General features: G+C 64.6%; 20 protein-coding genes and 2 rRNA genes. 2 read left to right on the top strand and 20 right to left on the bottom strand.

Going from position 1 to position 24,548, the window contains the following annotated elements; translation table 11 throughout:
• Nucleotides 1–49: 49 nt before the first annotated feature.
• The 3 genes from G6N28_RS18665 to murA form a co-directional block, all read right to left on the bottom strand.
• Nucleotides 50–3,171: ribosomal RNA gene (locus tag G6N28_RS18665) — 23S ribosomal RNA — on the bottom strand.
• Between the two features lie 398 nt (nucleotides 3,172–3,569).
• A 16S ribosomal RNA gene (locus G6N28_RS18660) occupies nucleotides 3,570–5,095 on the bottom strand.
• Together the 16S and 23S rRNA genes form the textbook arrangement of a ribosomal RNA operon.
• A 294-nt stretch (nucleotides 5,096–5,389) precedes the next feature.
• The gene (gene murA, locus G6N28_RS18655) at nucleotides 5,390–6,643 is read right to left on the bottom strand and encodes a UDP-N-acetylglucosamine 1-carboxyvinyltransferase (protein ID WP_163902843.1); all 1,254 of its coding nucleotides are present in this window, start codon (nucleotides 6,641–6,643) and stop codon (nucleotides 5,390–5,392) included.
• Between the two features lie 70 nt (nucleotides 6,644–6,713).
• On the opposite strand from murA, the gene G6N28_RS18650 reads away from it, so the two are divergent.
• Complete coding sequence (locus G6N28_RS18650) at nucleotides 6,714–7,292, top strand: cob(I)yrinic acid a,c-diamide adenosyltransferase (protein WP_163902841.1); 579 nt, start codon at nucleotides 6,714–6,716, stop codon at nucleotides 7,290–7,292.
• Here the strand turns inward: G6N28_RS18650 and G6N28_RS18645 are convergent.
• The 16 genes from G6N28_RS18645 to fadD1 all read right to left on the bottom strand — a co-directional run bounded on the left by G6N28_RS18645 (nucleotide 7,289) and on the right by fadD1 (nucleotide 21,844).
• Entirely contained in the window at nucleotides 7,289–7,735 is a 447-nt protein-coding gene (locus tag G6N28_RS18645; RefSeq protein ID WP_163902839.1) for a DUF2550 domain-containing protein, read from the bottom strand. The two genes, G6N28_RS18650 and G6N28_RS18645, sit on opposite strands and share 4 nt — an antisense overlap.
• 11 nt (nucleotides 7,736–7,746) lie before the next feature.
• On the bottom strand, nucleotides 7,747–8,112 hold the full coding sequence (locus G6N28_RS18640; RefSeq protein ID WP_163902836.1) for a F0F1 ATP synthase subunit epsilon: 366 nt from the start codon (nucleotides 8,110–8,112) through the stop codon (nucleotides 7,747–7,749).
• A 2-nt stretch (nucleotides 8,113–8,114) separates the two neighbouring features.
• Nucleotides 8,115–9,641, bottom strand: coding sequence for a F0F1 ATP synthase subunit beta (gene atpD / locus G6N28_RS18635; RefSeq protein WP_163902834.1), 1,527 nt, complete (start codon nucleotides 9,639–9,641; stop codon nucleotides 8,115–8,117).
• 24 nt (nucleotides 9,642–9,665) lie between these two features.
• Nucleotides 9,666–10,589, bottom strand: a complete 924-nt coding sequence (locus G6N28_RS18630) for a F0F1 ATP synthase subunit gamma (protein ID WP_163902832.1) — start codon at nucleotides 10,587–10,589, stop codon at nucleotides 9,666–9,668.
• Nucleotides 10,590–10,611: 22 nt separating this feature from the next.
• Nucleotides 10,612–12,261, bottom strand: a complete 1,650-nt coding sequence (atpA, locus tag G6N28_RS18625) for a F0F1 ATP synthase subunit alpha (RefSeq protein WP_163902830.1) — start codon at nucleotides 12,259–12,261, stop codon at nucleotides 10,612–10,614.
• 44 nt (nucleotides 12,262–12,305) lie between these two features.
• A complete protein-coding gene (locus tag G6N28_RS18620; protein ID WP_163902828.1) occupies nucleotides 12,306–13,637 on the bottom strand; it encodes a F0F1 ATP synthase subunit B/delta in 1,332 nt (443 codons plus the stop codon).
• Between the two features lie 4 nt (nucleotides 13,638–13,641).
• Nucleotides 13,642–14,157 (bottom strand): F0F1 ATP synthase subunit B, encoded by a 516-nt coding sequence (locus G6N28_RS18615; RefSeq protein ID WP_163902826.1) that lies wholly within the window; start codon nucleotides 14,155–14,157, stop codon nucleotides 13,642–13,644.
• An 8-nt stretch (nucleotides 14,158–14,165) separates the two neighbouring features.
• Entirely contained in the window at nucleotides 14,166–14,411 is a 246-nt protein-coding gene (locus G6N28_RS18610) for a F0F1 ATP synthase subunit C (protein ID WP_046752794.1), read from the bottom strand.
• Between the two features lie 59 nt (nucleotides 14,412–14,470).
• The gene (gene atpB / locus G6N28_RS18605) at nucleotides 14,471–15,226 is read right to left on the bottom strand and encodes a F0F1 ATP synthase subunit A (protein ID WP_163902824.1); all 756 of its coding nucleotides are present in this window, start codon (nucleotides 15,224–15,226) and stop codon (nucleotides 14,471–14,473) included.
• Nucleotides 15,223–15,672: an ATP synthase subunit I gene (locus G6N28_RS18600; RefSeq protein WP_163902822.1), complete on the bottom strand. Its 450-nt coding sequence runs from the start codon at nucleotides 15,670–15,672 to the stop codon at nucleotides 15,223–15,225. The genes atpB and G6N28_RS18600 overlap by 4 nt, the downstream gene beginning before the upstream one ends.
• A gap of 244 nt (nucleotides 15,673–15,916) precedes the next feature.
• A complete protein-coding gene (locus tag G6N28_RS18595) occupies nucleotides 15,917–17,107 on the bottom strand; it encodes a glycosyltransferase family 4 protein (protein WP_163902820.1) in 1,191 nt (396 codons plus the stop codon).
• 29 nt (nucleotides 17,108–17,136) lie between these two features.
• Nucleotides 17,137–17,790: an L-threonylcarbamoyladenylate synthase gene (locus tag G6N28_RS18590; RefSeq protein WP_163902817.1), complete on the bottom strand. Its 654-nt coding sequence runs from the start codon at nucleotides 17,788–17,790 to the stop codon at nucleotides 17,137–17,139.
• Nucleotides 17,774–18,697 carry a peptide chain release factor N(5)-glutamine methyltransferase gene (gene prmC / locus G6N28_RS18585; RefSeq protein WP_163902815.1) on the bottom strand — a complete coding sequence of 308 codons (924 nt, stop codon included), beginning with the start codon at nucleotides 18,695–18,697 and terminating at the stop codon, nucleotides 17,774–17,776. The genes G6N28_RS18590 and prmC overlap by 17 nt, the downstream gene beginning before the upstream one ends.
• On the bottom strand, nucleotides 18,694–19,770 hold the full coding sequence (gene prfA / locus G6N28_RS18580) for a peptide chain release factor 1 (protein WP_163902813.1): 1,077 nt from the start codon (nucleotides 19,768–19,770) through the stop codon (nucleotides 18,694–18,696). Before prfA ends, prmC begins: the two co-directional genes overlap by 4 nt.
• 78 nt (nucleotides 19,771–19,848) lie before the next feature.
• A complete protein-coding gene (gene rpmE / locus G6N28_RS18575; protein ID WP_163902811.1) occupies nucleotides 19,849–20,115 on the bottom strand; it encodes a 50S ribosomal protein L31 in 267 nt (88 codons plus the stop codon).
• A gap of 136 nt (nucleotides 20,116–20,251) precedes the next feature.
• On the bottom strand, nucleotides 20,252–21,844 hold the full coding sequence (fadD1, locus tag G6N28_RS18570; protein ID WP_163902809.1) for a fatty-acid--CoA ligase FadD1: 1,593 nt from the start codon (nucleotides 21,842–21,844) through the stop codon (nucleotides 20,252–20,254).
• A 50-nt stretch (nucleotides 21,845–21,894) separates the two neighbouring features.
• On the opposite strand from fadD1, the gene G6N28_RS18565 reads away from it, so the two are divergent.
• Complete coding sequence (locus G6N28_RS18565; protein WP_163902807.1) at nucleotides 21,895–22,548, top strand: TetR/AcrR family transcriptional regulator; 654 nt, start codon at nucleotides 21,895–21,897, stop codon at nucleotides 22,546–22,548.
• A 52-nt stretch (nucleotides 22,549–22,600) separates the two neighbouring features.
• Here the strand turns inward: G6N28_RS18565 and rho are convergent, their stop codons facing one another.
• A complete protein-coding gene (rho, locus tag G6N28_RS18560) occupies nucleotides 22,601–24,493 on the bottom strand; it encodes a transcription termination factor Rho (RefSeq protein ID WP_163902805.1) in 1,893 nt (630 codons plus the stop codon).
• Nucleotides 24,494–24,548 lie beyond the last annotated feature (55 nt).

The following is a 24,548-nucleotide window of genomic DNA, read 5'->3' as shown; positions in this document are numbered from 1 at the left end:
GTGGGGTGTGAACACGTGTTTGGTGTTCGTGGTTGGTGTGGTTGCGAGTGTGGGTAAGTTTTCGGCCGGTTAGTGCCAGTTCCCTGCGCCCATTGCTGGGTGTGTAGGTCTGGTCTATTGATCCCGTGTTCTGCGGGGGGCCTTATCCCACTTAAATGGGTGAGAAGCCTGGTCTTGGAGAAGGTTTCCCGCTTAGATGCTTTCAGCGGTTATCCTGTCCGAACGTGGCTATCCGGCGGTGCCCCTGGTGGGACAACTGGTGTACCAGAGGTTCGTCCGTCCCGGTCCTCTCGTACTAGGGACAGGTTTCCTCAAGCTTCTGACGCGCGCGGCGGATAGAGACCGAACTGTCTCACGACGTTCTAAACCCAGCTCGCGTGCCGCTTTAATGGGCGAACAGCCCAACCCTTGGGACCTGCTCCAGCCCCAGGATGCGACGAGCCGACATCGAGGTGCCAAACCATCCCGTCGATATGGACTCTTGGGGAAGATCAGCCTGTTATCCCCGGGGTACCTTTTATCCGTTGAGCGACACCCCTTCCACTCGGGGGTGCCGGATCACTAGTCCCGACTTTCGTCCCTGCTTGACATGTTCGTCTCGCAGTCAAGCTCCCTTGTGCACTTACACTCAACACCTGATTGCCGTCCAGGTTGAGGGAACCTTTGGGCGCCTCCGTTACGTTTTAGGAGGCAACCGCCCCAGTTAAACTACCCGCCAGGCACTGTCCCTGAACCCGATTCAGGGTTCGAGGTTAGAGGCCCAATACGATCAGAGTGGTATTTCAACGACGACTCCACAATCACTGGCGTGACTGCTTCACAGTCTCCCACCTATCCTACACAAACCGTATCGAGCACCAATACCAAGTTGTAGTGAAGGTCCCGGGGTCTTTTCGTCCTGCCGCGCGTAACGAGCATCTTTACTCGTAATGCAATTTCGCCGAGTCTATGGTTGAGACAGCTGAGAAGTCGTTACGCCATTCGTGCAGGTCGGAACTTACCCGACAAGGAATTTCGCTACCTTAGGATGGTTATAGTTACCACCGCCGTTTACTGGGGCTTAAATTCTCCGCTTCACCCCGAGGGGTTGACGGGTCCTCTTAACCTTCCAGCACCGGGCAGGCGTCAGTCCGTATACCTCGTCTTGCGACTTCGCACGGACCTGTGTTTTTAGTAAACAGTCGCTTCTCACTGGTTTGTGCCACCCCCTCCCGCTTGGGCCGCAAGGGCCTTACACGGTGTGGGGTTCCCCCTTCTCCCGAAGTTACGGGGGCATTTTGCCGAGTTCCTTAACCATAGTTCACTCGTACGCCTCGGTATTCTCTACCTGACCACCTGTGTTGGTTTGGGGTACGGGCCGTGTATGCGCTCGCTAGAGGCTTTTCTCGACAGCATAGGATCACCGAATTCGCCTCACTCGGCTATGCATCACCTCTCAGACATATGGTGACGGATTTGCCTATCACTCGTCCTACGGGCTTGCCCCAGTGTTACCACTGACTGGTACGGCTACCTTCCTGCGTCACCCCATCGCTTGACTACTACCCACACGGGTTCCACGCAGCCCCCCACCGCCGTTTCCCCGAAGGGATCAGGTCAGCGGGGTTTTGGGTGGTTAGCAGTATGGATTCGTCAGGGACGCTCATACACGGGTACGGGAATATCAACCCGTTGTCCATCGACTACGCCTGTCGGCCTCGCCTTAGGTCCCGACTCACCCTGGGCGGACTGGCCTGGCCCAGGAACCCTTGGTCTTCCGGCGGGCAAGGTTCTCACTTGCCTTATCGCTACTCATGCCTGCATTCTCACTCCCCCACCCTCCACCACCAGATCACTCTGTGGCTTCACCGGATGAGGGACGCTCCCCTACCCAACCAGCTTGCGCTGACTGCCGCGGCTTCGGCGGTGTGCTTGAGCCCCGCTACATTATCGGCGCACAATCACTTGACCAGTGAGCTATTACGCACTCTTTCAAGGGTGGCTGCTTCTAAGCCAACCTCCTGGTTGTCTTCGCGACTGCACATCCTTTTCCACTTAGCACACGCTTAGGGGCCTTAGCCGGCGATCTGGGCTGTTTCCCTCTCGACGCACGGAGCTTATCCCCCGCCGTCTCACTGCCACACTGACACCTTGTCGGCATTCGGAGTTTGGCTGACGTCAGTAACCTAGTAGGGCCCATCGGCCATCCAGTAGCTCTACCTCCAACAAGAACCATGTGACGCTGCACCTAAATGCATTTCGGGGAGAACCAGCTATCACGGAGTTTGATTGGCCTTTCACCCCTACCCACAGCTCATCCCCTCAGTCTTCAACCTAAGTGGGTTCGGGCCTCCACGCGGTCTTACCCGCGCTTCACCCTGGCCATGGGTAGATCACTCCGCTTCGGGTCCACAACACACCACTACACCAAACACTGTTGTTTGGATACGCCCTATTCAGACTCGCTTTCGCTGCGGCTACCCCACCCGGGTTAACCTCGCGACATGTCGGTGACTCGCAGGCTCATTCTTCAAAAGGCACGCCATCACCCCACCACAAAAGGGGGCTTTGACGGATTGTAGGCACACGGTTTCAGGTACTCTTTCACTCCTCCCGGGTACTTTTCACCATTCCCTCACGGTACTAATCCGCTATCGGTCACTAGGAAGTATTCAGGCTTACCGGGTGGTCCCGGCAGATTCACAGCAGATTCCACGGGCCCGCTGCTACTGGGGAAAACCTGCGTCAGCAGGCAGCATGTTTTCAACTACGGGGCTCTCACCCTCTACGGCAGACCATCCCAGGCCACTTCACCTAACACACTGCTTGATCACTGCTGCTGTTCACGGCGGCAAACAGACACACAGACCCCACAACACCGCATGCACAACCCCCGCCGGGTATCACATACACACGGTTTAGCCATCCTCCGCGTTCGCTCGCCACTACTAACGGAATCACGGTTGTTTTCTCTTCCTACGGGTACTGAGATGTTTCACTTCCCCGCGTTCCCCCCAGACGGCTATACATTCACCGCCTGGTGACACGACATCACTCGTGCCGGGTTTCCCCATTCGGACATCCTCGGATCCACGCTCGGTTGACAGCTCCCCGAGGCTTATCGCAGCCTCCCACGTCCTTCATCGGCTCCCAGTGCCAAGGCATCCACCATGCGCCCTTAAACACTTACACACAAACACAAAAACTATTTCTCGGAAGAAACAAATTGCATTACCCGAACAACACACCCACCCCCAAAGGAGCACGCGTCTTGTTCAGATGCTCGCAACCACTATCCACAAATCAAACACCACACCCCACCACCAAAGCAGGGCAACAACAAGAACCCCCAACCCCCACAACGAGGATCAAAGGCCGGCCACACCCCCACACAGGAAGTACAACCGCGGGCTTGTTGTCTCAAAGCCCAATAGTGTGTCTGGTCAAGTTTTTCGCCGGCGCTATCCCCGCCACCGGCACGTTTGTTGTGCACCCACCCGCACCCACTACAGGCGCCGGGCGACGATCCCTACCGCACTGATGCCCACAGGTGTGGACGGCGGGGGAAAATGTTGTCAGGTGCTCCTTAGAAAGGAGGTGATCCAGCCGCACCTTCCGGTACGGCTACCTTGTTACGACTTCGTCCCAATCGCCGATCCCACCTTCGACGGCTCCCTCCCACAAGGGGTTAGGCCACCGGCTTCGGGTGTTACCGACTTTCATGACGTGACGGGCGGTGTGTACAAGGCCCGGGAACGTATTCACCGCAGCGTTGCTGATCTGCGATTACTAGCGACTCCGACTTCACGGGGTCGAGTTGCAGACCCCGATCCGAACTGAGACCGGCTTTGAAAGGATTCGCTCCACCTCACGGCATCGCAGCCCTTTGTACCGGCCATTGTAGCATGTGTGAAGCCCTGGACATAAGGGGCATGATGACTTGACGTCATCCCCACCTTCCTCCGAGTTGACCCCGGCAGTCTCTCACGAGTCCCCACCATCACGTGCTGGCAACATGAGACAAGGGTTGCGCTCGTTGCGGGACTTAACCCAACATCTCACGACACGAGCTGACGACAGCCATGCACCACCTGCACACAGGCCACAAGGGAACCGACATCTCTGCCGGCGTCCTGTGCATGTCAAACCCAGGTAAGGTTCTTCGCGTTGCATCGAATTAATCCACATGCTCCGCCGCTTGTGCGGGCCCCCGTCAATTCCTTTGAGTTTTAGCCTTGCGGCCGTACTCCCCAGGCGGGGTACTTAATGCGTTAGCTACGGCACGGATCCCAAGGAAGGAAACCCACACCTAGTACCCACCGTTTACGGCGTGGACTACCAGGGTATCTAATCCTGTTCGCTCCCCACGCTTTCGCTCCTCAGCGTCAGTTACTGCCCAGAGACCCGCCTTCGCCACCGGTGTTCCTCCTGATATCTGCGCATTCCACCGCTACACCAGGAATTCCAGTCTCCCCTGCAGTACTCCAGTCTGCCCGTATCGCCCGCACGCCCACAGTTAAGCTGTGAGTTTTCACGAACAACGCGACAAACCACCTACGAGCTCTTTACGCCCAGTAATTCCGGACAACGCTCGCACCCTACGTATTACCGCGGCTGCTGGCACGTAGTTGGCCGGTGCTTCTTCTGTACCTACCGTCACCTTACGGCTTCGTCGATACTGAAAGGGGTTTACAACCCGAAGGCCGTCATCCCCCACGCGGCGTCGCTGCATCAGGCTTGCGCCCATTGTGCAATATTCCCCACTGCTGCCTCCCGTAGGAGTCTGGGCCGTATCTCAGTCCCAGTGTGGCCGGACACCCTCTCAGGCCGGCTACCCGTCGTCGCCTTGGTAGGCCATCACCCCACCAACAAGCTGATAGGCCGCGGGCCCATCCCACACCGCAAAAGCTTTCCCCCACCAGGCCATGCGACCAGCAGGGTGTATTCGGTATTAGACCCAGTTTCCCAGGCTTATCCCAAAGTGCAGGGCAGATCACCCACGTGTTACTCACCCGTTCGCCACTCGAGTACCCCCGAAGGAGCCTTTCCGTTCGACTTGCATGTGTTAAGCACGCCGCCAGCGTTCGTCCTGAGCCAGGATCAAACTCTCCAAACAAAAACCGTCCAGAGAAAACATCTGGCAAAACAAAAACCACACCCCTAAACGGGAAAAAGGAGTGCAGCAAAAAACAACAACAAACAAAAACCACCAAACACACTATTGAGTTCTCAAACAACACACCCGCTGTGCAGGCAACCCTGCCACTGTACTCCACGTGGACAGAGACGTCAAACCACGTCCGCCAGCCGATCTGGCTGGGGCCGTTGGCTTCTCAATAAAGACTACCCCGTCTTCCGGCCGCGTCCAACGCCGCCTCCCCGGTCCCTGCCGAGCTGCTCAGGGCCCCGCTCAGGCGACGCGCTCGATCTCGGCGCCCAGGCTCTTGAGGTTCTCCACGAACAGCGGATAGCCCCGGTCGATGTGGAACACGTCGTGGACCTCGGTGTCGCCGTCAGCCACCAGGCCCGCCAGGACCAGGCCGGCACCGGCGCGGATATCCGACGACCACACGGGCGCGCTGGAGAGCTGCGGGATGCCCCGGACCACGGCGTGATGCCCGTCGGTGCGGGCGTCGGCGCCGAGCCGGACCATCTCCTCGACGAACCGGAACCGCGCCTCGAACACGTTCTCGGTGATCATCGAGGTGCCGTCGGCGATCGACGCCAGCGCGATGGCCATCGGCTGCAGGTCGGTCGGGAACCCCGGAAACGGCAGCGTGGCGACGTTGACGGCCTTGGGCCGCTCGTACTGGACCACGCGGAAGCCGTTGTCGTCCTGCGTGACGGTCGCCCCGACGTCATGGAGCTTGTGCAGGACCAGCTGCAGATGCTGCGGGTCGACGCCGACCACTGAGATGTCGCCCCGGGTCATCGCCGCGGCGATCCCCCACGTCGCGGCGACGATGCGGTCACCGATCACCCGGTGTTCGGTCGGATGCAGCCGGTCCACCCCGGTGATCGTCATCGTCGGGGTGCCCGCCCCCGAGATCTGGGCGCCCATCTGGTTGAGCATGGTGCACAGGTCGACGACGTCGGGCTCGCGTGCGGCGTTGTGGATCGTCGTCACGCCCTCAGCCACGACGGCGGCCATCAGGATGTTTTCGGTGGCCCCGACCGACGGAAACTCCAGCTGGATCTCCGCGCCGCGCAGGTGGTCGGCCTCGGCGACCACGCAGCCGTGCTCGATGTTGCACCGGGCCCCCAGTTGCCGCAGGCCGGCCTGGTGCATGTCCAGGGGCCGCGACCCGATCGCGTCGCCGCCGGGCAACGCCACCCGGGCCCGCTTGCAGCGCCCGACCAACGGCCCGAGGACACATACGGAGGCGCGGAACTGCCGCACGGCAGCAAAGTCGGCGTCGTATTTGGGCTCGTCGGGTGACGTGATCCGCACGACGTCGGAGTCCAGTTCGACGGTGGCGCCCAGCCCCCGCAGCACCTCTGCCATCAGCGGCACGTCGAGGATGTCCGGGCAGTTTGTGATCGTGGTGGTGCCCTCCGCCAGCAGCGAGGCCGCCATCAGCTTCAGAACGCTGTTCTTGGCGCCCCCGACGGCAACTTCGCCCGACAGCCGGCTTCCGCCGGTGACCACGAAACGCTCACTCACGCGGGCCAGTGTAAACAGCGCTCAAGACGGTGTCAGTCGCCATGCCGAGTCCTTCGGGTACGGTTTCGGCATGGGCGTTCATCTGACCCGCATCTACACGCGCACGGGCGATGACGGAACCACCGGCTTGAGCGACTTCAGCAGGGTGTCAAAGAATGACGCCCGCCTCGAGGCGTACGCCGACTGCGACGAAGCCAATGCCGCCATCGGCGTGGCGATTGCGTTGGGTCACCCCGATGAGCAGATTCTCAACGTGCTCAGGCAGATTCAGAACGACCTCTTCGATGCCGGCGCGGATCTGTCGACTCCGGTGGTGGAGAACCCCAAATATCCACCGCTGCGGGTTCCGCAGAGCTACATCGACCGGTTGGAAGCCTGGTGCGATGAGTTCAACGAACCGCTGTCGGCACTGAATTCCTTTGTGTTGCCAGGCGGTACGGCGCTGTCGGCGCTCCTGCATGTGGCTCGCACTGTGGTGCGTCGGGCCGAGCGGTCCGCGTGGAAGGCCGTGGAGATTCACGGCGACGGGGTCAGCGTGCTACCCGCGAAGTACCTCAACCGGCTGTCGGATCTGTTGTTCATCCTGTCGCGGGTGGCAAACCCCGACGGCGACGTGTTGTGGCAACCCGGCGGTGGCGCAACGGATTAGCGGGCCCGGCGGCGCGCCCGCGGTGACGGCCGCGACTCCACCCAGGACAGGAACGCCGTCAACGCGCCACGGTCCAACGCGATCTCATAGCCGCGCCGGCGTTCCGGGCTGACGTCTCGGACCTCCAGCACCACGATTTCGTGCGTCATGATGTCGAATTCGTCGCCGCGCGGTGCGCGGCGCGACACGATCTCCAACCCCCGGCGACTCAACCGCCGGTCCGGCCACCACCGCAGGCTGGACAACCGATAGAAGCCGGCCTCCCCACCGCGGTACCGCATCACGCCATGGCGCCAGCCGTGGCCGCCGACGGCGGGCACATCACGCAGAATCGCCGCGGTGCCACCCACCTGACGCAGCTTCCACAACCGGTAGCTCAGCGCGACGACGACCGCGAAGAGAACACCGACCAGCGCGACCATGATCCACATGGACGCGCTCATCTGCGGGACCGCTAGTCGATCTGACCCAGGGCACGGAGTCTGGCCCGTCCCCTGGCGGCTGTTGCTGGATCATCGGAGTCGGCGTCCTGACGCGCGGCGTCGGAGTCGATCTCGGACTCGAGCTCGGCGGACTCGGCGAGAATGATCACGCCCTCGTCGGTGACCGACATGAAGCCGCCGTCGACCGCGATGCGCAGGTCGTCTTCGCCTTCGCGCTCGACCCGCACGACCGCGTCGTCGACGAGCTGGGCGACCAACGGGATGTGGCGGGGCAGGATGCCGATCTCACCGGCGGTGGTGCGGGTGAACACGAACGTGGCCTTGCCCGACCAGATTTCACGTTCGACGGCGACGATGTCGACGTCTAGCTCCGCCATGGCTACTGCGCCTTGTCGCCGTTGTCGCCCTTGTCGCTGCTGTCGCTGGCGACCGGCGCGCCGTCGCCGCTCGTGTCTTCCAGCTTGGCGCCAAGGCTTTCGGCCTTCTTGGCGAGATCGTCGAGCCCGCCGATGAGGAAGAACGCCTGCTCGGGCAGGTGGTCGAAGTCGCCCTTGGTCAGCCTGTCGAACGCTTCGATGGTTTCCTTCAGCGGAACCGTCGAACCCGGCTGGCCGGTGAACTGCTCGGCCGCCATCATGTTCTGGCTCAGGAAGCGCTCGATCCGCCGTGCCCGGTTGACCAGCTGCTTATCCTCCTCGGACAGCTCATCGACACCGAGAATGGCGATGATGTCCTGAAGGTCCTTGTAGCGCTGCAGGATTCGGATGACTTCCTGCGCCACCCGGTAGTGTTCGTCGCCGACCACGCTGGGGTCCAGGATCGTCGACGACGACGCCAACGGGTCCACCGCCGGGAAGATGCCCTTCGAGAACACCGCACGGCTCAGCTCCGTGGTGGCGTCCAGGTGCGCGAACGTGGTCGCAGGCGCCGGGTCGGTGTAGTCGTCAGCGGGCACGTACACGGCCTGCATCGAGGTGATGGACCGGCCACGGGTCGACGTGATGCGCTCCTGCAGCTCACCCATCTCGTCGGCCAGCGTCGGCTGGTAACCCACCGCAGAAGGCATGCGGCCCAGCAGGGTCGACACCTCGGAGCCGGCCTGGGTGAACCGGAAGATGTTGTCGATGAACAGAAGCACGTCCTGGCCCTGCTCGTCACGGAAGAACTCCGCCATGGTCAGCGCCGACAACGCCACCCGCATACGGGTGCCTGGCGGTTCGTCCATCTGGCCGAACACGAGTGCGGTGTCCTTGAGCACGTCGGCCTCGGCGAGCTCGACCCAGAGGTCGTTGCCCTCACGAGTGCGCTCGCCCACCCCGGCGAACACCGAAGTGCCGCCGAAGTTTCGGGCGATGCGGTTGATCATCTCCTGGATGAGCACCGTCTTGCCCACGCCTGCACCGCCGAACAGGGCGATCTTGCCGCCGCGCACGTAGGGGGTGAGCAGGTCGACGACCTTCAGGCCGGTCTCCAGCATCTCGGTCTTGGGTTCCAGCTCGTTGAAGGCCGGTGGCTTGCGGTGGATGGACCACTTCTCGAAGTCCTTGCCGTAGCCGGGGTCGTCGAGGCAGTCACCGAGCGCGTTGAACACATGGCCCTTGACGCCGTCACCGACAGGAACCGAGATCGACCCGCCGGTGTCGATGACCTCGACGCCGCGCACCAGGCCGTCGGTGGGCTGCATCGAGATGCAGCGCACCAGGTTGTCGCCGAGGTGCTGGGCGACCTCCAGCGTCAGTGTCTTCGCCAGGTCCTTGTAGCCGATCTCGGCGTGCAAGGCGTTGAACAGTTCTGGAACGGCGCCGCGTGGGAACTCGACGTCGACGACCGGGCCGGTGACTCGCACCACACGTCCGTTGGTGTCGGCGCCGGACTTCTTCGTCTCGCGTTCGGCGGTAGCAGTCATATCTGGTTTCGCTTCCTCTGCGTGCTAACTCTGGGCGTCGGCCAGCGCGTTGGCGCCGCCGACGATCTCGCTGATTTCCTGGGTGATCTGCGCCTGGCGTTCACGGTTGGCCTGCAACGTCAGATCCGTGATGAGCTCGTCGGCATTGTCGGTAGCCGACTTCATGGCCCGCCTGCGTGACGCCGACTCCGACGCCGCCGCCTCGAGCAGCGCGGCGAAGATGCGGGTGGAGATGTACCGCGGCAGCAGCGCGGCGAACAGCGTTTCCGCGTCGGGCTCGAACGAGAACAGGGTGTGCAGACCGGTGTCCTCTTCGCTGTACTCGACCTCCATCGGGGCGATCCGCCGCGCGATCGCCGTCTGCGACAACATCGACCGGAACTCGGTGAACACGATGTGCAGTTCGTCGACGCCCAGGACGTTGTCGGCTCCCGGATCGTCGCCTTCGTCGTCAACGCCGGCCATGAACGCATCGACCAGTGTCGACGCGATCTCCTGCGCGTTCTCGTACTCGGGACGTTCCGAAAAGCCCGTCCACGCCTCGGTCACATCCCAGTTACGGAAGCTGTAGTAGCCGAGCGCTTTTCGGCCCACGACGTAGAGGACCGGCTCTTTGCCCTCCTCGCGCAGCAGGGAGAACAGCTCCTCGGACCGGCGTAGCAGGTTCGCGTTGTAAGCGCCGCACAGCCCACGGTCGGAGGACACCACCAGCACACCTGCCCGTCGTGGGTTTTCGCGTGCGACGAGCAACGGATGGTCCAGCGCGCTGGCGCTGGCCAGTTCGGTGAGCATGTTGGTGATCTCGCGGTCGTATGGTCGAGCCGCTTCGACTCGCGCCTGCGCCTTGGCGATCCGCGAGGTGGCGATCAGCTCCTGGGCTTTGGTGATCTTCTTGATCGAGCCCGCGGAGCGGATCCTGCCGCGCAGTTCGCGCAGTGTTGCTGCCATTGGATTACTGGACCCTTCAGCCCTACGACTTCTTCTTCGGTGCCGGCTTGCGTACCTTCACCGATTCCTTTTCGATGTCCTCTTCGGCCATGGCCTCGACGTGTTCGTCTGGCACCACGGAGCTGCCATCGGTGGTCGCGAAGCCCTTCTTGAACTCGTTGACCACGTCGGCGAGCTTCTCGGCGGTCTCATCGGAGAGCTTGGTGGTGTCCCGAATGTCCTTGAGGATCGCCTCGTGTGAGGCCTTGACGTGCTCGAGGAACTCCTGCTCGAACCGCTGGACGTCCTCCACCGGCACCGAGTCCAGGTGGCCCTTGGTGCCCAGGAAGATGGCGACCACCTGCTCCTCGACCGGCATCGGACTGTTCTGCGGTTGCTTGAGCAGCTCGACCAGCCGCGCACCGCGGTCCAGCTGAGCCTTCGAGGTTTCGTCGAGGTCCGACGCGAACGCCGCGAACGACTCGAGTTCGCGGTACTGCGACAGATCCAGTCGCAGCGAGCCCGCCACCTCTTTCATCGCCTTGATCTGCGCGGCACCACCGACGCGCGACACCGACACGCCGACGTTGATGGCCGGCCGCACGCCCTGGTTGAACAGGTCGGTCTCCAGGAAGCACTGCCCGTCGGTGATCGAGATGACGTTGGTCGGGATGTAGGCCGAGATGTCGTTGGCCTTGGTCTCGATGATCGGCAGCCCGGTGAGTGAGCCTCCGCCCAGTTCGTCGGAGAGCTTGGCGCAGCGCTCCAGCAACCGGGAGTGCAGGTAGAACACGTCGCCGGGATAGGCCTCGCGGCCGGGCGGGCGACGGAGCAGCAGCGAGATCGCGCGGTACGCCTCGGCCTGCTTGGTCAGGTCGTCGAAGACGATGAGCACGTGCTTGCCGTCGTACATCCAGTGCTGGGCAATGGCCGAACCCGTATAGGGCGCAAGCCATTTGAAGCCGGCCGAGTCCGACGCCGGCGCAGCGACGATGGTGGTGTAGTCCATCGCGCCACCCTCTTCGAGAGTGCGGCGGACGCTGGCGATGGTGGTGCCCTTCTGGCCGATCGCCACGTACACGCAGCGGACCTGCTGATTGGGGTCGCCCGTCTCCCAGTTCTGGCGCTGGTTGAGGATGGTGTCGACACAGACGGCCGTCTTGCCGGTCTTGCGGTCGCCGATGATCAGCTGTCGCTGCCCGCGGCCGATCGGGGTCATCGAGTCGATGGCCTTGATACCCGTCTGCAGCGGCTCGCTCACACCCTGACGCTGCACCACCGACGGCGCCTGCAGCTCGAGCGCCCGGCGCTCGGACGTGTCGATGTCGCCGCGACCGTCGATCGGCTGCCCCAGCGGGTTGACCACGCGACCGAGGAAGCCGTCACCGACGGGCACCGAGAGCACGTCACCCGTCCGCTTGACCTGCTGGCCCTCCTCGATGTTCTCGAAGTCACCGAGGATCACCGCGCCGATGCTGTGCTCGTCGAGGTTGAGCGCGACGCCGAGCACGCCACCCGGGAACTCCAGCAACTCCTGGGTCATCACCGACGGGAGGCCCTCGACGTGGGCGATACCGTCGCCCGCGTCGATGACGGTGCCGATTTCCTCGCGCTCGGTTTCGGCTTCGAACCCGGCTACGTACTCCTCGATCGCACCTTGGATCTCATTCGCTGAGATCGTCAACTCTGCCATGGCTTTTCGTCTTCCTTTTTCCTGGGTCTTTGGGTGTTATCGGGTCAGTCGGGCAAGTGGCTTTCGGCCGCGGCCAGTTTCGACGCCAGCGATCCGTCGATCACCTCGTCACCGACGGCGATGGTCAGCCCGCCGATCAGCGCCGGGTCCACATCGAGCTGAAGCGACACCGGATGGGCGTAGATGCGGGTGAGCAGCTCGGTGAGCCGGTTGCGCTGGGCATCGGAGAGTTCCGCGGCGGCACGGACGTGCGCGACGACCTCACCGCGACGGGACACCGCGAGGTTCGCCAGATCGCGGACCACCTCATCGGCTCGCTCACCGTGCACAAGTTCGACCGTCTGGCGCAGCAGGTCGGCGGTGTTCTTGCTCGCCCGACCTCGCAGCACGTCGTTCAGCAGCTTGACGCGCCCCTCCGCCGGCGTCGTGAAGTCGCTCAGCAAGCTGATCAACCGCGGTTCAGCGTCCAGCACGCGGCTGAATCGGAAGAGCTGGTCTTCGACGTCCTCGATCTGGCCTTCGCGCTCGGCACGGACCAACAACGCCAGCCTGGCGATGTGCTGCAAGCCGTGGGCCAGATCCGAGGTCGTCGACCAGCGTTGTGAGACAGCGGTTTTGACGATGTCCAGCGCCGAGTCCGACACTTTGCCGGACAGCAGCCGTTCGGCCAGCGCGGTCTTGGGGCCGGCGTCTGCGGACGGGTCGGCCAGGTGCCTGGCCAGCACGGCTTCGGCACGCAGCAGTTTCACGATCGAAACCAGGTCGTCGGCCAAGCCGGTCAGCGTGTCGGCCTCGCTGCCCGCAACCGTCTCATCGAACCGATCGACGACCTTGGTGATCGACTCCCGGCTGGCCGCGCGCAGTTTCGCCGTGGCGGCATCGGTGAACACCGTGCTGGACGGCGCCATTTCGTCGAGTTCGGAAAGGAAACGGTCGACCGTTGCGGACTGCTCGGACGAGTCGGAGACGAACTCGCGCACCAGATCTCCGGCGCGGTGCACGGATTCGGCACCCAGGCTTTGGCGCAGCTCCCGAATCAGCTGCTGGCGTAGCAACTGAATTTGTTGTGCACCTTGGGTTTTGATGCGCTCAAGCTCAAGATCGGCTTGATTCCGCAGCTGCTCGGCGATCTTCTCGGCGTCGTGGCGCGCCTCCTCGACCACCTTGGCCGCTTCGGCCTTGGCTTCCTCCAACGCCTTGGCGTGCTCGGAATCGGCCTCCGCGACTTTCTTCTCCGCCTCGGCGTGCTCGGCGAGCTGGGTGCGCACGTTCTCCTGCTGCTGCTGCATCATCCGGCGCACCAGCGGCACCACCCACTTCGTGATGCCGAAGACGATGATCGCGAAGCCGATCAGCTGTCCGATGAAGGTCGACACTGGGTTACCGTCCTTGACCCGTCGTGGCCGGCACCGTGCGCGTGGTCACGTCGACCCCGAGCACCCGGCTGGCCAGGCTTGCCGCCAACGTCTCCACCGACGTCTGCAGCTCAGCGGTCAAAGCGCGGGACTGCTCGGTCAGTTCGGTGTTGGCCTGCTGGAGCAACGTCGAGACCTCGGCGTTGGCGCGGGCGCGCGCGTCCTCGACGATCTGGCGACCCTCGGCACGGGCCTCTTCGCGAATGTCGGTCGCTTCCCGGCGAGCCTCACCCATCACCTTGAGGTAATCGGCTTCGGCAGCAGCGCGTAGTTGTGCTGCGCGCCGGTTGTCTTCGACCGTCTTGGCGATCATCGCCTCGCGCTCGTGCAGCACCTTGCTGATCGGCGGCACAACCCATTTGCTGATCACGCCGAGCACGATCAGGAAGAGGATCAGCACGAAGAAGAAGGTGCCGTTGGGCAGCAGGAAGTTGCCGCTACCTTCCTCTGCCGCCAAGACGGTAGTGCTGAGGTCCACCATGGCGTCGACTAGCCGACCGGGGTGGCGAAGACGAACAGCGCCATGAAGGCCAGGTTGATGAAGTACATGGCCTCCACCAGACCAACGGTGATGAAGAACGGCACGAAGAGCCTGCCCTGGGCCTCCGGCTGCCGCGCTACGCCGTTGACCAAAGCACTGCCGACGACACCGTCACCGATGGCAGCACCTACAGCGCCGCCACCCAAGAGAAGACCGCCGCCAATGAGTGCGCCAGCAGCGATAGTGGGATCCATTCCTTTTATCCTCCTTGATAACTGGTAGCGGTCCTACCAGGTTGTCGAGCGTTTACGGGTTAGTGGTGTTCGTCTTCGAGCTCCATGGACTGACCGAAGTACAGGATCGTCAGCAGCGCGAAGATGAACGCCTGGATGGCACCGATGAACAGTTCGAAAGACTTCCACAGCGCGTTGGGCGCCCACATGATGTAGGCCGGGAACAACGCGATGATCGTGACCATGATGCCGCCGGCGAACACGTTGCCGAAAAGTCGCAAGGACAGTGAGATCGGCTTGGCGATCTCTTCGACGAGGTTGATCGGCGCCAGGAAGGCCACGTGCCCCTTGAGCAGCCGCAGCGGGTGGCCGATGAGGCCGCGGCGCCAGAAGCCGGCCGCGTGGTAGCAGATGAACACGAACAGGCCCAGCGCCAGCACGAAGTTGATGTCGGCGGCGGCCGGCTTGAGCAGCTCATGGATGCCGGTCTCGTCCGAGTACTGCCACGGGAACACCGACAGCCAGTTGGCGATGAGGATGTAGGCGAACAGCGTCACCGCGAGCGGCAGCACGAACGGCGCGATACGCATCCCGATCGCCGACTCGATCTGGTTGCGCGCCTGGATCGTAATGCCTTCCCAGAACAACTGAACACCGGTGGGGACGCCGGTGGAGGTGACCTTGGCGCGGAGATAGAACGCGAGCGCCAGCACGATCACCGCGGCGATGGTGGCGGACAACATCGTGTCGGTGTTGACCGTCAGCCCGAACCAGTTGGCGGTGGTGTGCGTGCCGACGTGGATTCCGGAGTCGGCGGCCAGGATGTTCTGGGTCATTGCTGTGTGGGTTCCCCTTCGAATCCGTCAGCGGCGCCGCCCGCCCGCAGTTTCTTCGCCACGGGCAGCGTGGTTGTGAAGACGAGCAGCATCTGGAACAGGGCCATGCCGAAGACGACGCCGAGACCAGCGGGCCGGAAGATGAACGCGATGGCGAGCCCGATGATGGTCAAGATCATCAGGCGCGTCGCGGAATTCAGCGCCATCTTGCTTTTCAGCGGATGGGGCTGCGACGTGATGTTGGTGGCCGACCGCCGCACCAGGAGGGCGTTCACCAGACCGAGCGCGAGGCCGATCCCGAAGAACACCCCGACCATCAGGTGGCCGAGAAGCGCCGCCGCCAATGTGCCGAGTCCGGCGAGCACCGCGCAGATTGCCGCCAGGCGCAACGGCCGGAACGCAACCGACGGCAGTACCAACGGCGCGTCGTGCGCTGGCGTCGTCACAAAGTCACCTCGATCCCGCGGTCCCAGAAGTTGCCGAATGATCCAACGTTCCAGTGCTTGGCGCCATGAGCGTATCGGAGCGTGTCCGGCGCACTGGATTCACCCAAGCGGCAGCTCCCTTTGTCGGTCGTTGTACCGGTCCGCTCGGCCGTGAACCGAGGGGTCCGGGGCCGGCAACCCGCGAGGTTTTTCGGGTTCTGATTTTTCACCCTAACACATGGTCGAAGGCCTAAAACGGGGCCTACTACTTACCGTCGTATACCTCGGCCCACTGGCCGTTTCGGCGCCGCAGGAGGGGGATCACCGTGACGACGATCGCGACCAGAATCGCCGCCAGCATGACCACCCCGCTGTAGCGCGGATCGAAGAAGATCGTGCTGGCCGCACCCAGGGCGACGATGCCGACCCAGAGGTAGATGAGCAGGACGACCCGCCGATGCGAGTGGCCGATCTGAAGCAGCCGGTGATGCAGGTGCATCTTGTCCGGGCTGAACGGGCTGCGGCCGGCGCGGGTGCGGCGCACGATCGCCAGCAGCATGTCCAACGCGGGCACGAACATCACCGCCACGACCAACAAGAACGGCGACAGCAGCGCGAACACGTCGCGCGCACCGTATGCGGTCTGCGAGATGGGCCCTGCCGCCGTGGTCGACGCCGCCGCGAGCATCAAACCGATCAGCATCGAACCGGAGTCGCCCATGAAGATCTTGGCGGGGTGGAAATTGTGAGGCAGGAAGCCCAGGCAGGCGCCGGCGAGCACCACCGAAATGACGGCGGGCGGATAGAACAGCACGTCGCCGCCGTGATCGCGCAGCAGCCCGATCGAGAAGATGCAGATCGCCGACGCGGTGATCAGCCCGAGGCCGGCGGCCAGCCCGTCGAGCCCGTCGACGAAGTTCATGGCGTTGACGACCGCCACGGTCAGCGCGAGCGTGAGCAGGATCGACGACACCTGGTCGAGCACGATGGTGCCGACGCCACCGAACGGGATGTACAGCACGCTCCAGGCGACCCCCATGGTGACCAACACGCTGGCGGCGGTGATCTGGCCGGCGAACTTCGTCAGCGCGTCGAGTCCCCAACGGTCGTCGATCAGCCCGATGGCCATGATCAACCCGCCTGCCACCACCACCGCGGGCATCCCCGACGAGTAGACGAAGCCCCGCGTCAACGCGGGCAGCTGCGATGCCAGCAACACGGCCGCCACCACCCCGACATACATTGCCAACCCACCCATTCGCGGGGTCGGCTGCAGATGCACGTCGCGCTCACGCGGGTAGGCCACGGCGCCGAACCGCCGGGCCAGCACCCGGACCCAGCCGGTCGCGAAGTAGGTGATGATCGCCGCGGTCAGCCCGACGAGGGCCAGTTCGCGAAGCGGGACCCCCGCGCCGCGCTCGTTGAGCGCGAGCACGGTGTCGGTCGCGTAGCCCATCGATGCACCGTATGCCACGTCGGCTCAGCTCATTCCGTCAGCGCCGAGGGGTCCGTGTCGAGAACCTTGGCGACGGCCTCCACCGTGATCGGGCCCTGGCGCAGCACCCGCGGGCTCGCCCCGGTGAGGTCGACGATGGTCGAGGCGGACTGCTGCGCGGAGGGCCCGGCGTCGAGGTAGACCTGCACCCGCTCGCCGAGTTGGTCGCGCGCCTCCGCGACCGTGACGGCGGGCGGCCGACCCGAGGTGTTCGCGCTCGACACCGCCATCGGTCCGACCTCGCGCAGCAACTCGATGGCCACCGGGTGCAGCGGCATGCGCAGCATGACGGTGCCGTGTGCGTCACCGAGATCCCATTGCAGCGACGGGGCTTGACGCACCACGAGGCTCAGCGCCCCTGGCCAGAACGCGCGGATGAGTTCACGCGCGGCCGCCGGAACGTTGTACACCAGCCCCTCGATCGTGTGCCAAGACCCGACGAGCACCGGTACCGGCATGTCGCGACCACGGCCCTTGGCGGCCAGCAAGGCAGCGACGGCGTCGTTGTCGAAGGCGTCCGCGCCGATGCCGTACACCGTGTCGGTGGGCAGCACGACAAGCTGACCGCCCTTCAAAGCACTTATGGCCGAGGCGATTCCGGCCGCGCGCTGGTCAGGGTCGGTGCAGTCAAACAGCTCGGCCATGACCGGTCCCTTCCTGCCTGCGGTTGCGGGTCGCGGTGACGAACCGGGGCCGTCCGGCCAGGTCGTGACGGGCGGTGACCGAGTCGAACTGACCGGTCCGGCTGAACGCGTCGACGGTGCGCGCCGACGTGGTGTCGTCGTGTTCCACCGCGCACCGACCGCCGTCGCTCAGCCACCGTCCAGCGAGGTCTATGACGGCGTTGATGACCACCATCCCGTCGGGTCCGCCGAACAGCGCATGCGCTGGATCATGTTCGGCCACTTCGGCTTCCAGTTCGGCTCCCTCAGGAATGTACGGGGGGTTGGCAACCACGAGATCGACTTGCCCGTCGAATTCGGGCAGCAGACCGGGCTGGGTCACGTCGGCGCGAATCAGTTCGACACCGGTGCCTGCCAGGTTGCGGCGGGCATAGTCGAGCGCGTCGTCGGAGTCATCCACGGCGATGACGCGCGCGCCGGGCACGGCCTTCGCGAGCGCCAGCGCCAAGGCACCGGAGCCGGTGCACAGATCGACGATCACCGGGGGCCGAACGTTCCTTACCGCTCGAATTTCTCCCGGAAATTCGAGCGGTACGGAACGTTCGCGCAACAACGGTTGTGCCACAGCCCATTCCAGCAGCGACTCGGTCTCCGGCCTGGGAATGAACACGCCGGGCCCGACGCTGACGGTGACCGGTCCGAACGCCGCGCTGCCGGTGATGTGCTGCAACGGCACTCGTTTGGCCCGTCGGGCGACGAGCCCGCGGTAGCGATCGACGAACGCGGGATCGGGCCGGGTGAGCGCGAGCCGTCCGCGGTCGGTGCCCGCGGCGTGGGCGGCGAGCAGTTCCGCATCGGCGCGCGGCGATGCGACCCCCGCGTCGGCGAGCGCCGCCTCAGCGGCGTCGATCACCTCGCGGAGCATCATGTCGTCGCCTGCAGCCTGGCTTGCTTGTCGGCGGCGGCCAGCGCGTCGAACAGCGGGTCGAGGTCACCGTCGAGTACCTGATCGAGGTTGTGCGCCTTGTAGTTGATGCGGTGATCGGCGATCCGGTTCTCGGGGAAGTTGTAGGTGCGGATGCGCTCGCTGCGGTCGACGGTGCGGATCTGGCTGGCGCGGTCGGCCGACGCGTCGGCCTGGGCCTGCTCTTCGGCCATGGCCTTGAGCCGCGCGGCGAGCACCTGCAGCGCGCGCGCCTTGTTCTGCAACTGTGAGCGTTCGTTCTGGCAGGTGACGACGATGCCGGTGGGCAGGTGGGTGATGCGCACCGCGGAGTCGGTGGTGTTGACGCCCTGGCCACCCTTTCCCGACGATCGGTAGACGTCGATGCGGAGGTCGGACTCGTCGATCTGGACCTCTTCGATCTCCTCGGGTTCGGGGTACACCAGCACGCCGGCCGCCGACGTGTGTACCCGGCCCTGCGACTCGGTCACGGGTACACGCTGCACGCGGTGCACGCCACCTTCGAACTTCAGCCGCGACCAGACCCCGTCGGCGGAGTCGCCCTTGCTCCGGATGGACAGCGTGACGTCCTTGTAGCCGCCGAGATCGGAGAAGGTTTCGTCGAGCACGGTCACCGTCCAACCGCGCCGCTCGGCGTACCGGATGTACATTCGGGCCAGATCCGCGGCGAAGAGCGCGGACTCCTCGCCGCCCTCCCCGGATTTGACCTCCATGACGATGTCGTCGGGGTCGTGCGGGTCGCGGGGCGCCAACAGGTCGGTGAGGTGGGTGTCGAGCTCGGCCACCGTGGCGGTGAGCTCCTCGACTTCCGCGGCGAACGACGGATCGTCGGCGGCGAGTTCGCGGGCCGCCTCCAGATCACCGCGCGCCGCCTCCAGCTTGCGGTAGGTCGCCACGATCGGTGACACCTGGGCGAACCGTCGGCCCACCTTGCGTGCCTGGGCCGCGTCGGCGTGCAGGTTGGGGTCGGACAGCTGGCGTTCGAGGTCGGCGTGCTCGGCCAGCACGGCGTCGATCGCCGTCCCGTTGTCCGTCACGTCGACGTCCTTCCCTCACACGCGAACCGGCGCCCGGCCTGGCCGCCTGGGCGGCAAGAACGGGCGCCGGAAAGGCAGCTATTTGTCGGCTGAGTTGTTGTCACCGGCCTTGTTCTCACCGGCGTTGTTCTCGCCCGCCTTGCGCTTGCCGTAGCGCTTCTCGAAGCGGGCGACGCGGCCGCCGCTGTCGAGGATCTTCTGCTTACCGGTGTAGAACGGATGACACTGCGAGCAGACCTCGACGTGGATCTGCCCGCTCTTCTTGGTGCTGCGCGTGGTGAATGTGTTGCCACAGCCGCAATGCACCGTGGTCTCGACGTAGTCAGGGTGAATACCCGTCTTCATGGCTTCCTCTTCGATCGTGGGCCCGGGTCGCCCCTTCAAGAAATTCGATGAAGGTGAGGCGTGAACCGGAACCGAGGGTCGACGGTCCATTATGCCAGTTTGGCCGCCTGCAGCCTAAACGCCCGCCCGGCCGACGTTATTCCGGCTGCCGACGCTGGTCAGGGTATAGATGGAACCTGCCGCCGTCGCGCCGCCACAACGTCCGCCCGTCGGGGTCGGTGCCGCGCGCGATCAAGTCGCGCTTGAGGATCTTGTTGGTCGCCGTGCTCGGCAGATCGTCGGCGATCCAGACGTAACGCGGCCACGCCTTCGGCGAGAGGTCGCTCTGGGCGGCCAGAAACTCCTCGAACTGCTGTGGGGTGAGGTCGGCGTCGTCCTGCAGCACGATGGCCGCCATCACCTGATCGCCGACCAGTTCGTCGGGCACCGGATAGACCGCGACGCGGTTGATCGGCGCCAGCCGCAGCAGGATGCGCTCGATCGGCGCGGTCGTCATGTTCTCGCCGTCCACGCGCATCCAGTCGGCGGTACGCCCAGCGAGGTAGATGAAACCGTCGGCGTCGCGGTAGGCCAAATCCCCCGACCAGTACATGCCGTGGCGGATGCGTTCGGCGTTGGCCTCCTCATCGTTGTAGTAACCCGAGAAGAACCCGGTGCCCGAAGTGTTGACCAACTCGCCGATGGCTTCCTCGGCGTTGAGCAACGCCCCGTTGGCGTCGAACACCGCCGGGGGGCACTCGGTCACGGTTTCGCTGTTGTAGATCGCCACACCCGGAAACCCTTTGCCGACGGAGCCTTTCGGGGTGTCGGGGGTTCGGGTGATGATCACGGCGTTCTCGGTGGACCCGAATCCGTCGTCGACGGTGACGCCGAACCGGCGCCCGAACTCCTCGATGTCGCGGTCGGTGGCTTCGTTTCCGAACGCCACGCGCAACGGGTTGTCGCTGTCGTCGGGCCGCTCCGGGGTCGCCAGCACGTAAGCCAGCGGTTTGCCGACGTAGTTCATGTAGGTGGCGCCGTGCCGACGGATGTCGGACAGGAAACGCGACGCCGAGAATTTCGCGGGCACCATCGAGGCGCCGGCCACCAGCGCGGGCGCCCAGCCGCCGACGACGGCGTTCGAATGAAACAGCGGCATCGACAGGTAACAGGTGTCTTCGGAGGTGAGGCCGAACTTGTCGACCAGCGCGGTGCCCGCGAACAGCACCATGGCGTTGGCCACCTGGACGGCCTTGGGGTTTCCGCTGGTGCCGGAGGTGAAGATCATCATGAACGTGTCGTCGGGGGCGGCCTCGCGCGTGGGGCTCAGCGGCGGCGCGCCCGTTTGCAGTTGCGCCCACCGGGGGTCGGTGGTGTCGAACACGGTGACGCCCGGCAGGTCAAGGCCGTCGAGCAGATGCCGGTGCTCGGCATCGGTGATGAGGAACTGGCATTCGACCTTGGCGATGTCGCGGGCGAGCGCCTCACCGCGACGGGTGGTGTTGATACCGCACAGCACATAACCGCCCAGCGCCGCGGCGGCCAGTGCGGTCAGCATCTCCGGGGTGTTGCCGAGCAGCACACCGACGTGCAGCGGACGGTTCGGATCCGCCGCGCCGATCAGTGCGGCGGCCTGCGCGCCGGCGTCGGCCACGTGCTCGCGCCATGTCCACGTGCGGTCGCCGTGCTTCACCGCGACGGTGTCCTGCTCGGCGCGCTCACGAAGGAGCTGCTGGAGTGTGTCCGCCATGGTCACCTCTCGACAGTGAACAGATTTCCAATTGTGTCTACCATGTCAGAATGTCGTCAATGCGCAGCACGGCGGAAACGACAGAAGGGCGACCGGTGACGAGCAGCACCGCGACCAAGAACGTCCGCGATCGGTTGATCGACGCCGCGGAAGTCTGTCTGCGCGCCAAGGGTATTCGGGCGACGACCGTCTCCGAGGTGGCCGAGGTCGCCGGGATATCACGGGGTTGGTTATACCGGCACTTCCCCGACAAAGTCACGCTGTTGGGCGCCGCGATCGTGCGGCTCAACGACGCCTTCTGGTCCGAGGCGCACGCCATGCTCGAGCGGGTCGAGGGACTGGACCGCCAGATCGTCGCGGGCATCCGGCACGGCCGCAGCGCCTACGACGACCCCGGGGCGCTGTTGATGAAGCTGCGGATCGACGAACCCGACGAGTTCGCCGCCTGCGCCGGCGCCGGCGTGCAGGGATTGGTGCCCGACCTGGCCGACTTCTGGTCGCGCTATTTGATCGCTGCGCGCGACAACGGCGAGATCCACGCCGACGTCGACGTCGCTGAGGCATCGGAATGGGTTGCGCGGGTGCTGATTTCGCTTGCCACCGTGCCTGGCGAGACACTCGATCCCGGTGACGACGACGCGGTGTTGACGCACGTGCGCCGCTACGTCATGCCCGGGTTGCGGGCCGACCCCGCCGCGGTGTGACTTCGGCGCGGTTCGTCACCCTGACCGTGACGAACGACGCCGAAGTCGCCCGTTATTCGTTGTCGACGCCGGGGGCGGTCTTGGAGACCTGGACCAGGAACTCGTAGTTGTTCTTGGTCTTGCGCAGCTGGCTCATCAGCAGGTCGATGGCCTGATGCGGGTCAAGACCGGACAGCACGCGGCGCAGCTTGTGCACGATCGCGAACTCATCCGGCGAGAGCAGCAGCTCGTCCTTGCGGGTGCCGGACGGGTTGACATCGACTGCCGGGAACACGCGGCGTTCGGCGATCTTGCGGTCGAGCTTGAGCTCGGCGTTGCCGGTGCCCTTGAACTCCTCGAAGATCACCGTGTCGCCGGTGGAACCGGTCTCCACCATCGCGGTGGCGATGATCGTCAGCGAGCCACCCTCTTCGATGTTCCGCGCGGCGCCGAGGAACCGCTTCGGCGGATACAGCGCGGTCGAGTCCACACCGCCGGACAGGATGCGCCCGGATGCCGGTGACGCGTTGTTGTACGCGCGGCCCAGCCGGGTGATCGAGTCGAGCAGGACGACGACGTCCTTGCCCTGCTCGACCAGGCGCTTGGCCCGCTCGATGGCCAGCTCGGCGGCCTGGGTGTGGTCTGACGGCGGGCGGTCGAAGGTCGAGGCGATGACCTCACCCTTGACCGAGCGCTGCATGTCGGTGACCTCTTCCGGACGCTCGTCGACGAGCACCACCATCAGGTGGCATTCCGGGTTGTTGGTCGTGATCGCGTTGGCGATGTCCTGCAGGATCGTGGTCTTACCGGCCTTCGGCGGCGACACGATCAGTGCGCGCTGCCCCTTGCCGATCGGCATGATCAGGTCGATGACGCGCGTGGTCAGCCGGTCGGGTGTGGTCTCCAACCGCAGCCGTTGGTTCGGGTACAGGGGTGTGAGCTTGTTGAACTCGGGTCGCTTCTTGGCCTCCTCGACGGGCTTGCCGTTGACCGTGTCGAGTCGCACCAGCGGGTTGAACTTCTGCCGCGGATTCTGCCCGCCGCCTTCGCCTTCCTTGGGTACCCGAACGGCACCGGTGACCGCGTCGCCGCGGCGCAGGCCGTTCTTGCGCACCATGTTCATCGAGACGTACACGTCGTTGGGGCCGGCGAGGTAGCCGGAGGTCCGGACGAACGCGTAGTTGTCGAGCACATCGAGGATGCCCGCGACGGGCTGTACGACGTCGTCCTCGCGCAGCTCGGTGTCGCCGTCGCCCCCGCCGCGCTCCCGGCGCCGACGGTCACGGAACCGGCGGCCCCGTCGGCCGCCACGGCTCTCGCCGTCGTCGTCGTTCGAGCCGCCGCGGTTCTGCTGGCCGCCCTGCTGATCGCCATCGGACTTGGTGTCGGACTTGCTGTCCTGATCGGACTTGTTGTCGGACTTGGTGTCCTGCTTGGTGTCGGACTTGGTGTCCTGCTTGGTGTCGGACTTGGTGTCCTGACCGCTCTGCTCGGGTCCGGCCGGCGCTCCCGCACCGCGGCTGGCGCCGCGGCGGTCACGGCGCTGACGCGTCGACTGGTCGTCGCCACCGTCGTCGGCGCTCGAGTCGGCCTTCTCGGCTGTCTTCTGGCTCGCGGGCGCCTCGGCGGTGGCCGGCGCGTCGCCTCCGGCGGGCGCGGCATCGCCGCCGACCCGGCCGTTGGCCTGGCCACGGCGATCACGTATCGCGGCGACGAGTTCGCTCTTGCGCATTCCCGACGCGCCGTCGATGCCGATCTCCTTGGCCAACGCGCGCAACTCCGGCAGCACCATGCTGGAAAGCGAGCCGCTCCGGTTGCCAGATGCAACATCGGCGGCTGGCGCAGCCTCCCCGGCGGACGCGCTGGTGGGCGCATCTCCTGCCGCGGGGTTTTCTGATTTCACGGTGTTCGACAGCGCGGAGTCGTCGCTGCTGCCATCAGCCGTGATGAGGTCCGTATCAGTCACGGATGTCCTTTCTCTCCCTCGCTGTTCGAGTCATGCGGGGATTCGTTGCGTTCAG

This window comes from Mycolicibacterium pulveris, from assembly GCF_010725725.1.
Taxonomy (GTDB): domain Bacteria; phylum Actinomycetota; class Actinomycetes; order Mycobacteriales; family Mycobacteriaceae; genus Mycobacterium; species Mycobacterium pulveris.
This window is presented reverse-complemented; position numbering and strand designations above follow the sequence as displayed.

Coding starts and splice junctions, on each gene's coding strand:
- G6N28_RS18650 (WP_163902841.1), top strand. CDS start 6,714: ATGGGCGTTCATCTGACCCGCATCTACACGCGCACGGGCGATGACGGA.
- G6N28_RS18645 (WP_163902839.1), bottom strand. CDS start 7,735: ATGAGCGCGTCCATGTGGATCATGGTCGCGCTGGTCGGTGTTCTCTTC.
- G6N28_RS18640 (WP_163902836.1), bottom strand. CDS start 8,112: ATGGCGGAGCTAGACGTCGACATCGTCGCCGTCGAACGTGAAATCTGG.
- atpD (WP_163902834.1), bottom strand. CDS start 9,641: ATGACTGCTACCGCCGAACGCGAGACGAAGAAGTCCGGCGCCGACACC.
- G6N28_RS18630 (WP_163902832.1), bottom strand. CDS start 10,589: ATGGCAGCAACACTGCGCGAACTGCGCGGCAGGATCCGCTCCGCGGGC.
- atpA (WP_163902830.1), bottom strand. CDS start 12,261: ATGGCAGAGTTGACGATCTCAGCGAATGAGATCCAAGGTGCGATCGAG.
- G6N28_RS18615 (WP_163902826.1), bottom strand. CDS start 14,157: ATGGTGGACCTCAGCACTACCGTCTTGGCGGCAGAGGAAGGTAGCGGC.
- G6N28_RS18610 (WP_046752794.1), bottom strand. CDS start 14,411: ATGGATCCCACTATCGCTGCTGGCGCACTCATTGGCGGCGGTCTTCTC.
- atpB (WP_163902824.1), bottom strand. CDS start 15,226: ATGACCCAGAACATCCTGGCCGCCGACTCCGGAATCCACGTCGGCACG.
- G6N28_RS18595 (WP_163902820.1), bottom strand. CDS start 17,107: ATGGGCTACGCGACCGACACCGTGCTCGCGCTCAACGAGCGCGGCGCG.
- G6N28_RS18590 (WP_163902817.1), bottom strand. CDS start 17,790: ATGGCCGAGCTGTTTGACTGCACCGACCCTGACCAGCGCGCGGCCGGA.
- prmC (WP_163902815.1), bottom strand. CDS start 18,697: ATGATGCTCCGCGAGGTGATCGACGCCGCTGAGGCGGCGCTCGCCGAC.
- rpmE (WP_163902811.1), bottom strand. CDS start 20,115: ATGAAGACGGGTATTCACCCTGACTACGTCGAGACCACGGTGCATTGC.
- fadD1 (WP_163902809.1), bottom strand. CDS start 21,844: ATGGCGGACACACTCCAGCAGCTCCTTCGTGAGCGCGCCGAGCAGGAC.
- G6N28_RS18565 (WP_163902807.1), top strand. CDS start 21,895: ATGTCGTCAATGCGCAGCACGGCGGAAACGACAGAAGGGCGACCGGTG.